Below are 13686 nucleotides of genomic sequence, written 5' to 3' on the forward strand. Positions count from 1 at the left end.
GAACCCGTTGAGAGACAACAAAGCTTTGACAATCAATGTTGATGGTCAGGGTTATGTCGGCGCTCGTCAGGGTGGCGGCGGCGGTATCAAACTCAAATACGAGTTCTGATAAAACAAGGCTTGGCAAAGCGTATATCTCGAACTTTGGCAAGGCAAAGTTTCAAGCTTTGGCAAGGCAAAGTTTCAAGCGCTGGCAAAACTTTGCAGTTTGCAACAGTTACGCTTAGCCAATCTCAAAAAGTTGCGCTTTGCCGAATTGATTTTGACTGACAGGAAATTCTTGTCTTATAGATTTTGACAAACAATGAATTGAAGCCTTACAGAAGACACTCCGTAAGGCTTTTTTGATGAATTAAAATCCACACGAAAGATAGCGAGCGCGAAAAGCAGGACACGCAAAAGTTTGCGAATGAACAACGCCGAAGTTTGTCGGCGAGGCTTCAATAGATGATCTTATCGGGGCACTTGACGCGCAGAATTGTTCCGGCGAATATCCAAGACAAGATCGTATCAATCGAATGCGAAAGCAGAATTGTTCCGGTAAAAGATCCATGCAAGATCATCCTGTTTCAAAGGTGAAGCAGATTTTTCCGTCAAGACAAAGCATTTTCGGGCACATCTTCCGATTTCTGAACACCACCCCGCCTCTACTCGACCGGCAAACGCGCCACCTCTTAAACCGGCGCAAAACAACGCAAACGACCATCACCGTTCTATTGACTGTTTAATAAGCAAATCCTGTTAAAAAGTCGATCAATTGACTTTCAAACAGCTTTGCGAAACCTTTTTTCCAAAGCGGTCTCTCAATTTGCTAAAATAGCCATTCATTCCCCCTTGTCACAACGGCCTATCAGATCCTTTGGCCAAAGTGACCCGCCGGATCATTTCGTCAACGCAACCTGTCAAATCCTTTTGCCGGAACGACCGGTCAAATGCGTTCGCCAAAGTGACCCGCCCGCCCCTTTCATGAAAGCGTCCACCAATTGTTTTGGCCTTGAAAAACAAGGGAAAAGTGAAAAATCTTCAGCATTCTAACAAAGCCTGCAATGTCACTTTAACAAGTGGCAAAGGGTTTGCAAAAAATTGTAAAGGGTGAAACAAGTTGCTGTTTTATAACCGGTTTCAACCGGTGATAAAAAGATAAAACAGCCCGGCCATTCCACCACCTATTTTTTCGCTCTCTGTTTTGACGAGATAGAGATACCCTTCCCGATTTTAAAAAATCACGCCAACCATTCTGTTTCCTAATTGAAAACCTCTGACCATTTTGCCTGAAGCTTCCAATTGCTTGACGTTATTGAGTAAATTTTCATCTGCTCCACCAAAAAGAGGATGCGTATCATAGTCGGAACGGCCAATCACTTCGACGCCATCGTTTTCCGCCGCTTGTAAAAACTCGTTCCGATCGGCACTTGGCCAATAGGCCAATATTTCTTTCGCATAAGCCACGGCAATTTTCTGATATTGCTCATCTGTCAAACGGTCTGCATCGTCCGATTCAAAAAAACTCTGAATAGTGATAATCATTCTGGCATCTTTATAAGGCTTATAATCATTGATATTGAAATCTTTGCCCATTGCATCCTGAAGTAAACCAACGACTTCGGAAAAATCGGAAATTTCCCCACCACTCATTGGCGCTTGATCTGCACCAAGAGGTAGAGGACGCGAATAATCTTTGACCTCGTTCTGCTTTTTTTGCTTTTTATTCTCGGCTCACTGTTTTGGCGCTGGATTTATCAGCGGCTGTATTTCCGCTATTGCTTAACCCCTCACGTAGAATTTTTAATGCAGTTTCAGAGTTGGAATAGCCGACATTCATGTTTGTGTTGATATTGACCATATCACCTCTCCACAGGTGACATATGGTTTCAAGCTATCATGGCTCCCCCACCGAAAGTTCAACATTCTTCATGAATGTTCATTTATAAAATAATAAAAAATTCCAATCGAGCCTATAGCCGAAATATATTATAATTCATTTTATCTTTTTTATAATCAATTAACGGTTTTTTGTGCATAATTATGAGAATTTGAGCTGGATATATTTTTCTATATTTATCTTTTTTGTGATTTTTAAAAATATTTTTCCTGACAGTTCTATAATGATATTTTTAAAACTCACCTCAATCACACCCCAAATCACAACGGAAGAAAGCGCATAATCTCTGACTGAAGTACGAATGAAACGACAAATAGAAATATTGATTATTTTCTTTCTTTCAAAATATTGAAATAAAAAACAAATATTTTACTTAAAACTATTAATAAACTTTTTTCAACTAAAACGAAATCCCGCTTTTTCTCGCCGGAAATAATCCTTTAAAGTCGCTCACATACGGCTATGCTTCCTGATGCACAGGCAACATATTTTTTGCCAGCCAAAACAATTCCGGCGATTTCAATCTTCAACTTGATTATAATTTCTGCTGGTGAAGAATTACAACCGGCTCAAACAGTAAATTTGAAGCCCGTTCTGTTTTCTGCATAAAAATCCGATTTTATCTTTTTATATTCCGGATCACCGTAAAGATCGGGCATTTCGCGACCAGCGAGGAAAGCAATAGAACTTTCGTTAGACATGCGAATATAGAAAGCTTTCAATTTTTTATAGAGACTGTTTGCGATGTCATAATCCTTGGCAATAACACCATCGCTTCGAGCATAGTTCTCGTAAATGACAACAGCATTCGCGCGCCTTTTTGCCCATTGAAACGTCTGCTTTTCTAAAGGACCTGCTTGATCTTCAAACTTTATCAACGCCTCGAAACCTGCTCTATGACTACCAGTCGCCTGATAGACCCTCGTATATTCATCCATGCCCATTTCATAAATGAAGAACTCTGCTGTATCCTGCTGGTCTTCCGTATAAAGTCCATCTTTATTGGCCATGATTTCAGCAAGTTGATTGCGTGAAAGTCCTTTGAAACTTTCAGCATCATCTGTCACGTTGATACGGGCAGGTTTCAACTTTTCGGCCGCAACAGATGTCGCTGTATCACTCCCCTTGGGGGTGGACGTTGTTGCCGTATTCTGAGTGGAAAGTTGATTGATGCCATAAGCGGAATAGGTTGTGTTTATCATTTGACTCACCTCTTATGCACCACCCCACCTGATGCATAAATGAATGGGAAAATGACAGCCATCATGTCTGCCTTTATGGACCCGATCGGCATTATTCATTAATGCTGTTTTGATTATATTATATTTTACTTTTAAATTCAAATTCTTCAAAAATATCTCTCTATTATAAATTGATTATTGATGATATTTTCTCTCTAAATCTGCAAATCAAAATAATCCGAATGGATTATGTGTGACATGAATATTCTTTCGAGTTCATCATTTTAGCGTTCCGGTTAAACCTCTTGCACTTTCAAAACCCGATTCGGCGTTCTTTTATTTATAAAACGCAAAATATTTTTCCTGATTGGAAAAAGAGATCTGTCACTCTTGGTTAAAAACAACCGCCTCTTCCTGGATAAAGGCAGTCACCCTCGGCATCCGGTTTTTACAAAAAACATTCCGTAACGATTTTTCCGATTGCCGATTATTCCTTTCCGAAATGAAAAAGTCGGAAAGAAAACCGGAATTGACGGCAATAGAGATGAACGAATTATAGATGGCGAACGGAAACGACATAGGTAGCGAAAACCGGCCTTCAAAATTCGGCAACCGAATATTTTTTTAAAAAACGGGATGCCGCTTTATTCACCGGTTAAAGCTCTTCTCATTTTCTTGCCAATCAGATAAAACGTAAAATAATGATTTCGCAATAAAAATGATTTGCAGGAGAAGACAATGCGTTTGGCGGTGGTTGGTGCTGATGGTAGAATGGGTAGAGAACTGCTTTCGGCAATCGGGCGGATTGAAGGTGTCGAGCTTCAAGGCGCCATTGTCAAATCGGATTCGCCATTTGTAGGGAAAGACGCAGGCCTTCTTATTGGTCAGGAACCTCTGGGTGTCACCATTACCGATGATCCGTTACCGGTTTTTGCCAAGGTCGAAGGTGTTCTTGATTTTACCAGTCCGGAGGCAAGCGTTCTTTATGCAGGTTATGCCGCGCAGGCGCGCATTGTCCATGTGATCGGCACTACCGGTTTTTCCGAAGAAAATGAGAAGAAAATCAAAGCGGCTGCCGCCCATGCAACAATTGTTAAATCCGGCAATATGAGCCTTGGCGTAAACCTGCTCGCGGGGCTCGTCAAAAAAGCAGCCAAGGCCTTGAATATGGAAGATTACGATATCGAGATTGCCGAAATGCACCACCGCAAAAAGGTTGATGCCCCTTCCGGCACAGCGCTGCTTTTAGGCGAAGCCGCCGCAGAGGCTCGCAATCAGAATTTGGCAGAAGTGAGTGTGCGCGGGCGTGATGGGCATACAGGCGAAAGAAAAGCCGGTACAATCGGCTTTTCGTCGTTACGCGGTGGCACTGTGGTCGGTGACCATTCGGTGGTGTTTGCCGGTGAAAACGAACGCATTGTTCTTTCGCATCTTGCACAGGACCGTTCGATTTTTGCCGATGGCGCGGTGAAAGCTGCGCTCTGGGCACAAAAGCAAAAGCATGGACTTTATTCCATGGCCGATGTTTTAGGTCTTAATGATTAATTGACTTGAGTAAACCCCTATCAAGGAGGAAAGAATGTCGCGAATATTGGTTTTGGTTCGACACGGACAAAGCGAGTGGAACCTGAAAAATCTGTTTACCGGATGGAAAGATCCCGATCTTTCTGAAAAAGGATTGGAAGAAGCAATCTCCGCCGGGAAAAAACTGAAAGCAGCAGGATTGAAGTTCGACATTGCCTTCACATCCGCTCTGCAACGCGCACAACATACCTGCCAACACATTCTTGACGAAATGGGGCAGCCAAAGCTTGAAACAATCAAAAATCAGGCTTTGAACGAACGTGACTATGGCGACCTTTCCGGCCTCAACAAAGATGATGCGCGCAAGAAGTGGGGCGAAGAGCAGGTTCACATCTGGCGTCGCTCTTACGATGTTCCACCTCCGGGCGGCGAAAGCTTGCGCGATACAGGTGCACGCGTTTGGCCTTATTACCTTCATAACATCCAGCCTCATGTACTGCGTGGAGAAACAGTGCTCGTTGCCGCCCATGGCAATTCATTGCGTGCGCTCATCATGGCGTTGGAAGGCTTGAGCGGCGAAGAAATTGTCAAGCGGGAGCTGGCAACAGGTGTTCCGATGATTTACGAGCTTAATGCCGATTCAACAATTGCTTCCAAAAAAGTGCTTGAATAGATAAACCTCGATTCAAACCTATGCCATGCCGGAACAAATCTGCTCCGGCATTTTTTATAATCGCTGCTTTCTATCAGTCACCACTATGAAAATTGATAGGTAACAGCTGAAGCCACAAATCCTGAAGCGGAGGTGCGCAAAAATGCAACGTGCAATATTAAAGACGGGATTAAAGGCGGGGCGGCATTGAAATGGTCAGAACCGCACCGCGAGACATGACACTAAGTGACATTAACCTGCTCAAGACTTTATAATACTCGACATTTCACTGCCCGACATGACATTGCGCGACATGACATTGCGCGACATTGCGCCGCTCGACATTACTCTGCGTGGCTTTACATAGCCCGACATTGTTCTCCGAGACGTTCCACTGCATGACATCACTCTGCCCGAAATCATACTTCTCGGCATCTCGATACCTGACGTTACACTGCTCGACATTACTCTGCGTAACGTTACATTCCTGATATTACACTAATCAACGTTACACTGTCTGCATCGCAATCCTGACATCACATTGCCCGACGTTACATTGCCTGAGATCACACTGCCAGACATTTGCCTGACGACATTATATTGCCCCACATTGCAAACAGAAAAATCTACGTTATTTCAGTTCCGGTGAACTTCCCCCAATTGACGAACAATCAAGACGGCTTTATTCCTTCCACTTTATTCATTTGTTTGCATCTCGTTTGTTTTACTTCCTTCTGTTGCCAGCACTTCCCTTTTGTTTAATAACTTCTTCTCTGTAGGTTTATTTTTGTTTTACTTCTTTCTGTTGCGTGGTTTTCAATTTGTTTTACGTCTTTCTGTTGCGTCCACTATTTTTTGTTTTACTTCCTGCTTTTTACATGCGCTCCGTTTTGATTTTCTTAAATCTTTTTCGTATATTTCGTTTTGTTTTTATTAGTTCTGTTCCGTTCGTTTTATTTTGTTTTACTTCTTTCTGTTGCGTCCACTCTGTTTTGTTTTACTTCCTGCTTTTACATGCGCCCGTTTTGCTTTGCTTAAATATTTTTCGTGTATTTCGTTTTGTTTTGCTTAGTTCTTTTCCGTGCGTTTTCTTTTGTTTTACTTCTTCCTGTTGCGTCCACTCTCTTTTGTTTTACTTCCTGCTTTTACATGCGCTCCATTTTGATTTGCTTAAATCTTTTTCGTTCAATTTGTTTTTTTTCTTAGTTCTTTTCCTTGTTTCCTCTCTTGTTTTACGACCGTCTTTCCCGCCCATTTCCTTTTGTTTGCCTTCCTTCTTTCCCCGCGCCTTTCCTTTTGTTTTACTCGCTTCTTTTCGTGCACACCGTTTTATTGTACTCGTTTCAATTTCGCGCGTGCTGTTATGTTCCAATTGTGCTGTTTTTCCCGCCCCCCCCCATCACAACAACCGGCTTGAACGGCTTGAAACACTGTTGTCGATCCGTCGGCAATCATTTAGACACAGCTCAGCCTTTCCGTTGCGCATTCCGATCTGCCGGTCACGTGACATCTCTGCCATTCCCCTTTATTGATCTTTTCATAACGAACTGGTCTGCTTTTACGGCGCCTCTCGACCATGGAAATTCTTTTATCCTGCCAGTGCTGGAATTTTATATTCGGGAACGACGAAATGGTCTTCAAGATAAATTTTATGATGGCTTGTGGGCTACATAAAAATCCGGTTGACAGTTTAAGATTGCCAGCTTAGATGGAACGCAATGCCCAGATGGCGGAATTGGTAGACGCGCAGGTTTCAGGTATCTGTGCCGCAAGGCGTGGAGGTTCGAGTCCTCTTCTGGGCACCATTCCCATTTTTTCACCGATTAACTTATTGTTTTTATTGAATAATTTTCTGAAAAAGGGCGAGAATTTTAAGAGAAGAGGGCAGCGCTTTTAAAAAAAACGTTATGAGATATAAGAAGTAAATTTTCCATTGTTTTTCTGTAAATATTTCCTTTTAACAGTTTATTTAACTTTTCTTCAGAACTCCTACTTTCACTTTTCTGTTAAAATGTATTCCATTTTCATATTGGTTGATTTCACTCCATTTCATTAATCTTAATTATCTGTTCTAAATAATCTCGTTAAAAACAAACGACAGAATTCGTTTCGGGATTCGCGCTAAGAAAGAGTTTAATTCAAAATTAATTCATCAAAAGTGCTGCGCTCTTAGCAACAAAAGGGATGGAGATCCAACATCTTTTTAATCAATTAGCCCGATTTTACCACTATGTTGGATTCAATCAATTCAGTGTTATCATACAGCTTGTTTTGGAAATCTATTCTTGACCAAGTTGCAGGGTTACTAGTGCATTGCGACTCGATAAGCGAGCGGATTGGGCATTCTTGCCAAGTAAATGTATCCTCTAGCTAGCGTTTTTTTTCAATCAATTCTGACATATGCGGCCAGTTTGCTGGTCTAGAGCAATGTTGATAGAATGAAACACCCAAGAGTTGTTTTTGATACAAAATCACAATAAAAACGTTAGGTTTTCTTGAAAAGGAGCTTCAATGCTGCTTAAATATTGAAACATATTTGATAAATCATTTTCAAGTTTTGAAGATCGGCAATGCATAAGAAATTATCTGAAGAAGATGTAAAAACACGCTACGTCACACCAGCGCTTATAGAAAAAGCTGGCTGGGACAAGCACTTTATCCTAACGGAATATTATTTTACTGCCGGTCAAGTTTTGGTAACTGGTAATAAAGTTAGAAGAGGTCCGGCGAAGAGAGCCGATTATTTATTACTTGCGCCCAACAAGGAAACACCATTAGCTGTAATAGAAGCCAAAAGAGGCGATCACCCGGTTGGAGATGGAATGCAACAGGCTAAGGATTATGCTAGCATTCTGGATGTTCCGTTTGCATATTCAACCAACGGCATCAAATTTTTGGAACATGATATGCTTACAGGAATTGAAACTACGTTAGAAATGGATCAATTTCCAACTCAGGTTCAATTGTGGGCTCGCTATATTTCTCATAAAAAATTGGACGAATCTCAACAGGAGATTATTGGACAACCCTATTTTATAGATGCCTCAAATAAAATCGAACCGCGTTATTATCAAAGAATCGCAATTGACCGCACCGTTGAGGCCATAGCTCTGGGGCAAAAACGGATCTTGTTGGTTATGGCAACAGGCACAGGCAAGACATATACCGCGTTTCAGATTATATGGCGGTTAAAACAAGCTAAACCGAATATGAAAGTTTTGTATCTTGCCGATCGCAACATATTAATTGATCAGACTATTTCAAATGATTTTAAGCCTTTTGAAAAAGTTATCACCAAAGTACGCGGTAAAACATTAGATAGTTCGTACGAAATTTATATGAGCCTTTACCAACAATTAGTGAGTGAAGACGGAAACGACACGTTCAATCAGTTCAAGCGGGAATTTTTTGACCTGATCATTGTTGATGAATGTCATAGAGGAAGTGCTAAAGAAGATTCCCAGTGGCGAAGAATACTGGATTATTTCGATTCAGCAACCCAGATCGGTTTGACAGCTACTCCGAAAGAAACAAAAGACGTTAGTAATCAGACTTATTTTGGTGAACCTGTTTATACCTATTCTTTAAAGCAAGGAATAGAAGACGGCTTTTTAGCACCTTATGTAGTCATAAGAGTAACCATTGATAAAGATGTCGAAGGATGGCGTCCTGAACTGGGACAGGTTGATATCAACGGTAACCCGATCCCGGACAAAGAATATGATCAAAAAGATTTTGACAGAACTCTGATAATCGACGAACGCACGAAATTAGTGGCAAAGCGCATTACGGAATGGCTTAAAAAGAATGGCAGGGACAATAAGACCATTGTTTTTTGTATTGATGTTGAACATGCAGAGCGTATGCGCGAAGCGTTGAACAACGAAAACAGCGACATCGTAAAAACTAATCCGGACTATATTATGCGAATGACCGGTGAAAAAGACACTGGAAAAGATAGATTAGACGATTTTATTGATCCGAATGCTGCTTGTCCGACAATTGTAACAACGTCAAAATTGCTAACCACGGGCGTTGACTGTAAAACATGCAAGCTCATTGTATTGGACAGTCCAATAAACTCCATGACGGAATTCAAACAAATTATTGGCCGTGGAACGCGTCTTGATACGAAACATAATAAATGGTTTTTCACTATAATGGATTTCAGAGGCAACAGCAAAGCATTTGATGATAAAGACTTTGACGGAGAACCAATCGTCATCATTGAAAATCCTGATACAACCGGCACTGGTGATGGAACACAAGGTCCCGATGTCGTGACGACACCAGGTGATATACGCATGCCGAAATTACACGTCAATAAAGTTGATGTAGAAATTCTTGATGAAACTGAAAAGACATTAAATGCAGAAGGAAAATTGGAAGTAGAAAATCTGGCTTCCCGCATTAAACGTTGTATCCTCAATGTATATCCAACATCGACAACTTTTTTAGATGTTTGGAATGCTGAAGAACATAAATGCAAGGTCATTAAAATTATAGAAGAAAAAGGTGCACCGTTAACTGAATTGCAAAAATGTAAAAATAATAACGAATATGACCTATTCGATCTTATCTTGGCCGTCGGTTATGGTAAAAAACCGATAAAAAAATCTCAGCGAGTAACTCGTCTCAAAAACAGTGGTTATTTAAATCAATTTACAGATAAGCGCCAGAAAATAATATTAATACTTCTTGATAAATATATTAATGAGGGGATATTATCATTAGACGATAATGAAGTTTTAAATAGCGCCCCCTTTGATAAAATCGGTAGCCCAAAAAAGATTGTTAACATATTCGGCGGAATTAAAAATTATAACGAAGCAATAAACAATTTAAAAAATGAACTATGCACATATTGATTTTTGGATAAATAACATTTTCACGACAATATAATTTAACGGTCATCTAAACAGTCTATTTTTTGCATTGCTGCTTCAATGATCTTAACAATACGACGTTGTTCTACAAGCGGAGGAAGAGGGAATAATAATTTAAGTGCCGCTCTTGTCCCAAGACGGGGCATATCCATTCCGTGTGTCAAGCTATTCACGCGAATATCTACAAACGGTGACGTCATATAATACATGATGAATTTCTGATCAATTCTCCCATAACCATTAATCGGTATTATTTCCGTAGAACAATATCCGTCACAATCAACGATTACACATTTTCTTAAATATGGCCTCAACTTTCCGTAAAGCACGTCATTCTTCTTAAAACGATTCTTATTACTTCCTGGTATACGATCAAAATTTCTATGTAAAATTTTATAACTATTTTTTTCAATATCTTCTAATTCAATAATTAATTCATGCGATCCAATATTATGTTTATTTACTTGCCTACATTCTCCATAATTCGTAACTTCTCCCAATCTCGTCCAAACCCAGTTTTTTGGTATATCGAATGGTACTTCTTCGTCTTTGATAACAGAAAAAGGTTTTTCTTCTTTAATTTTCTTTTCTTCGACCAAGCGCTTTTTTTCCGCTTTTATCTCCTTCAACAAGTCACGTGCATCACCATCTTCAGGCAATTGTTTCGTCAATTTACCTTGAAAAGCATCTTGGAGTAGAGAAGCTTTTAACTTATTCGGAAAACTTTTCTCGAGCTCACTAAGCTTAGTCTCAAAAAATTTTAGTTCATCAGTTTTTTCTATTGCCGTTTTCAGTTTATCCACAATACGACGTTGTTCAGCAAGTGGGGGAACTGGGACAACAGTATTTATTATTTTCTCCTTAGATATATTCGGTTGTGCACAACCTGCCCCCATTTCGATAAATTTCTTTCTACTAAATAACAAAAAATAAAACAAATAATAATTTAAGATACCATTATACGGGATGCACCCACAACAAGCCTGATTGGTGGTCGATTCTACTTCCAATATTCCTAACTTACCGATTGTTGCGCCATACATAGCAATTAGAACCGAACCGCGAGGTAGCAATTTTACTGATGTTTCCCTTAAGGCCTTTTCCGTGATCTTTTCCGATGTGCTAGTAATATTGCCATCAGTTAAATCGCCAGTTTTCAACCAATTATAAGTACCATCATTATAATAATTGAAGTTAGTTCTATTCGGAGTTGTACCTGAACTCCAATAACCAATTTTCCCTAACCTTGTCCAAACCCAGTTTTTTGGTAAATCAAATGGTATTTCTTCGTCTTTGATAACGGGCAAGTTTTTTTCTTCTTTAATTTTCTTTTCTTTGACCAAGCGCTCTTTTTCCGCTTGGATCTCCTTCAGCAAGTCACGTGCATCACCATCTTCAGGCAATTGTTTTGTCAATTTGCCTTGAAAAGCATCTTGGAGTAGAGAAGCTTTTAACTTGTCACCAATCAGTCTCATTTACCGGCAATCTTTTTATTCAAATCAATATCAAGAAACTTGGCAATATCAGATAATGTCGCATCAATGCGCTCGTTTAACTCTGTGCGTAGCTCATGATATTTTAACATCGTTTCTTCCGGGCTCAATATTTCCTCTTCTATTTTCGGGTAACCGCATAAGTCAAGATTGAACCCATTATGCTCTAAAAAATCTCTATTAAATTTTTGCGATTTGAAACTATCAGTATCTTTATCGGCTATGACTGTCCGATTATTCCACCATTCAAGGCATGAGTTGAAATGCTCCAGTTTCACAGGCCGCGTTTTAGAAAAATGTTTTTGGCCTTCCGGCATATCCACACGATAAAACCAAACTTCGTCTGTCCTTTTGCTATTATCAAAAAATAGGATATTGGTTGTAATTGACGTATAAGGTGCAAAAATACTATTTGGCAGGCGGATAATTGTATGTAAATTGAATTCGTTAATCAATTTTTCTTTTATGGCTGTTTTTGCACTGTCACCACCAAACAGAAAACCGTCGGGAATGATAATAGCACACCTTCCACCGCCTTCTACCAGATGCTTCAGGCGATACATTGCGACGCTCATAAATAAGTCAGCCGTTTCACCGCTTTGCAATGCTTTCGGAAAGTTGCTTCGGATTATTTCATTTTCCGTCCCTCCATAAGGTGGATTCATAACCACAACATCAAATCGGTCATTTTTTTGATATTCGCGAACATTTTTCTCCAAACCGTTACCATGCACAATCATGGGATTATCAAGATCGTGTAATAATAAGTTCGTGACACACAGCATATAAGGCAGTGGTTTTTTTTCGATGCCATATATACTTTCCTGAATAACACGACGATCTCTCGTTGTTTCTACCTGACTATTCAACGTTTTCAATGCCGCCGTCAGGAACCCCCCTGTACCACAAGCAAAATCGGCGACCTTTTCACCCAATTTCGGGTTTAAAACCTCAATAATAAAATCGGTCACAGCACGCGGGGTATAAAATTCACCCGCGTTACCTGCACTTTGCAAACTTTTTAAAATGGTTTCATAAATTTCGCCAAATGCGTGCTTGTCATGATATTCGTCAAAATCAATCTCATCAATGACATTGATAACTTTGCGCAGTAAAACGCCATCTTTCATATATTGGTTGGCATCTTCAAAAACCGTCTTTACAATAGATTGGCGAATTGGTGTATTGACGTCGATATTAAGGTTCTTAAGAGCAGGAAACAATTTTTGATTAACAAATTCCAGCAAAGGTTCGCCCGTTAATGCTTTCCCATCCTTGTTATCTTTTGCCCAATTTTCCCAATGGAATTCATCCGGTATAATTGATTTGTAGCTATGAGATCTACTACTGCCAACGACCGACCAACTTTCTTCCTTTGCCCCATAAATTTTTAAAAAAATCAGCCATGTCATCTGCTCGATACGTTGTGCATCGCCGTTGATACCGCTATCTCCGCGCATGATATTTTGAATGGTTTTTACAAAATTACTTAATTTAATTGTTGGTCTTTTGATTTTTTCGACTTGCTGACGCGCTTTAACTTGTTTCATATCGACCTACTAAAAACCTCAAAAATAATCATTTTCAGGATTCAAAAACACCTATGCAAAGAGTTCGTGCTGTAACCTGTCTTTTATTAAAAAAGATTAAATGGCTTTTTTGTGAAAAAGGGATCGGGCTCACAAGCCTTCCCTGACGATTTCATACAGACATCCGTCCTCACTTTGATTAACATTGCCTCAATATTAATGAATTTACATCGTGCTGTTTCCATTTTTTAGATCTGACAACACCACGAGAATATTCAAATTAATGATAAAATATTTTTATAAATAATTGAATATATAAAAATTTTTTAATATATAATTTATTATTTTTTTATTAAAATTTTAATTAATATATTTTTAATTTTAATTAAATTAAAAACTCAATATAAAATAATATTTTATTTTAAAAAAATTTTTCTGTAAGCGGGCGATAATTTCAATGTTTTCCACAAAAACACTTATCACCCTTTGAAAGAGTTCGAGCGAATAAACGCGATTGTGCTTCGCGTCGCGTGAAAAAT

The 13686-nt window shown here is 39.5% G+C and carries 8 protein-coding genes and 1 tRNA gene; 4 read left to right on the top strand and 5 right to left on the bottom strand.

Features of this window, described 5'->3' with window-relative positions; genetic code table 11:
• Positions 1-1215: 1215 nt before the first annotated feature.
• Together H3S94_RS10445 and H3S94_RS10450 are read right to left on the bottom strand one after the other, a co-directional pair.
• On the bottom strand, positions 1216-1635 hold the full coding sequence (locus H3S94_RS10445) for a hypothetical protein (protein WP_198240994.1): 420 nt from the start codon (positions 1633-1635) through the stop codon (positions 1216-1218).
• A gap of 816 nt (positions 1636-2451) precedes the next feature.
• Positions 2452-3084: a hypothetical protein gene (locus tag H3S94_RS10450; RefSeq protein WP_198240996.1), complete on the bottom strand. Its 633-nt coding sequence runs from the start codon at positions 3082-3084 to the stop codon at positions 2452-2454.
• Between the two features lie 717 nt (positions 3085-3801).
• Between H3S94_RS10450 and dapB the strand changes: the two genes are divergently transcribed.
• Entirely contained in the window at positions 3802-4608 is an 807-nt protein-coding gene (gene dapB / locus H3S94_RS10455; RefSeq protein ID WP_198240998.1) for a 4-hydroxy-tetrahydrodipicolinate reductase, read from the top strand.
• 34 nt (positions 4609-4642) lie between these two features.
• On the top strand, positions 4643-5260 hold the full coding sequence (locus H3S94_RS10460; protein WP_075869068.1) for a 2,3-bisphosphoglycerate-dependent phosphoglycerate mutase: 618 nt from the start codon (positions 4643-4645) through the stop codon (positions 5258-5260).
• Positions 5261-6371: 1111 nt separating this feature from the next.
• Here the strand turns inward: H3S94_RS10460 and H3S94_RS10465 are convergent.
• Positions 6372-6611, bottom strand: a complete 240-nt coding sequence (locus tag H3S94_RS10465) for a hypothetical protein (RefSeq protein WP_198241000.1) — start codon at positions 6609-6611, stop codon at positions 6372-6374.
• A gap of 348 nt (positions 6612-6959) precedes the next feature.
• Here H3S94_RS10465 and H3S94_RS10470 point away from each other — a divergent pair.
• Both H3S94_RS10470 and hsdR read left to right on the top strand, forming a co-directional pair.
• Positions 6960-7044: transfer RNA gene (locus H3S94_RS10470), tRNA-Leu, on the top strand.
• Positions 7045-7809: 765 nt separating this feature from the next.
• Positions 7810-10107, top strand: a complete 2298-nt coding sequence (gene hsdR / locus H3S94_RS10475; RefSeq protein WP_198241002.1) for an EcoAI/FtnUII family type I restriction enzme subunit R — start codon at positions 7810-7812, stop codon at positions 10105-10107.
• Between the two features lie 35 nt (positions 10108-10142).
• Here hsdR and H3S94_RS10480 read toward each other — a convergent pair whose 3' ends face one another.
• The gene (locus H3S94_RS10480; protein ID WP_198241004.1) at positions 10143-11600 is read right to left on the bottom strand and encodes a restriction endonuclease subunit S; all 1458 of its coding nucleotides are present in this window, start codon (positions 11598-11600) and stop codon (positions 10143-10145) included.
• On the bottom strand, positions 11597-13168 hold the full coding sequence (locus H3S94_RS10485; protein WP_210328028.1) for a class I SAM-dependent DNA methyltransferase: 1572 nt from the start codon (positions 13166-13168) through the stop codon (positions 11597-11599). The genes H3S94_RS10480 and H3S94_RS10485 overlap by 4 nt, the downstream gene beginning before the upstream one ends.
• Positions 13169-13686: the final 518 nt, after the last annotated feature.

Origin of the sequence: Bartonella sp. B10834G3, from assembly GCF_016102505.1 — a bacterium.
GTDB lineage: Bacteria > Pseudomonadota > Alphaproteobacteria > Rhizobiales > Rhizobiaceae > Bartonella > Bartonella choladocola.

Coding starts and splice junctions, on each gene's coding strand:
- H3S94_RS10460 (WP_075869068.1), top strand. CDS start 4,643: ATGTCGCGAATATTGGTTTTGGTTCGACACGGACAAAGCGAGTGGAAC.
- dapB (WP_198240998.1), top strand. CDS start 3,802: ATGCGTTTGGCGGTGGTTGGTGCTGATGGTAGAATGGGTAGAGAACTG.
- H3S94_RS10485 (WP_210328028.1), bottom strand. CDS start 13,168: ATGAAACAAGTTAAAGCGCGTCAGCAAGTCGAAAAAATCAAAAGACCA.
- H3S94_RS10450 (WP_198240996.1), bottom strand. CDS start 3,084: ATGATAAACACAACCTATTCCGCTTATGGCATCAATCAACTTTCCACT.
- H3S94_RS10480 (WP_198241004.1), bottom strand. CDS start 11,600: ATGAGACTGATTGGTGACAAGTTAAAAGCTTCTCTACTCCAAGATGCT.
- H3S94_RS10445 (WP_198240994.1), bottom strand. CDS start 1,635: ATGAGTGGTGGGGAAATTTCCGATTTTTCCGAAGTCGTTGGTTTACTT.
- hsdR (WP_198241002.1), top strand. CDS start 7,810: ATGCATAAGAAATTATCTGAAGAAGATGTAAAAACACGCTACGTCACA.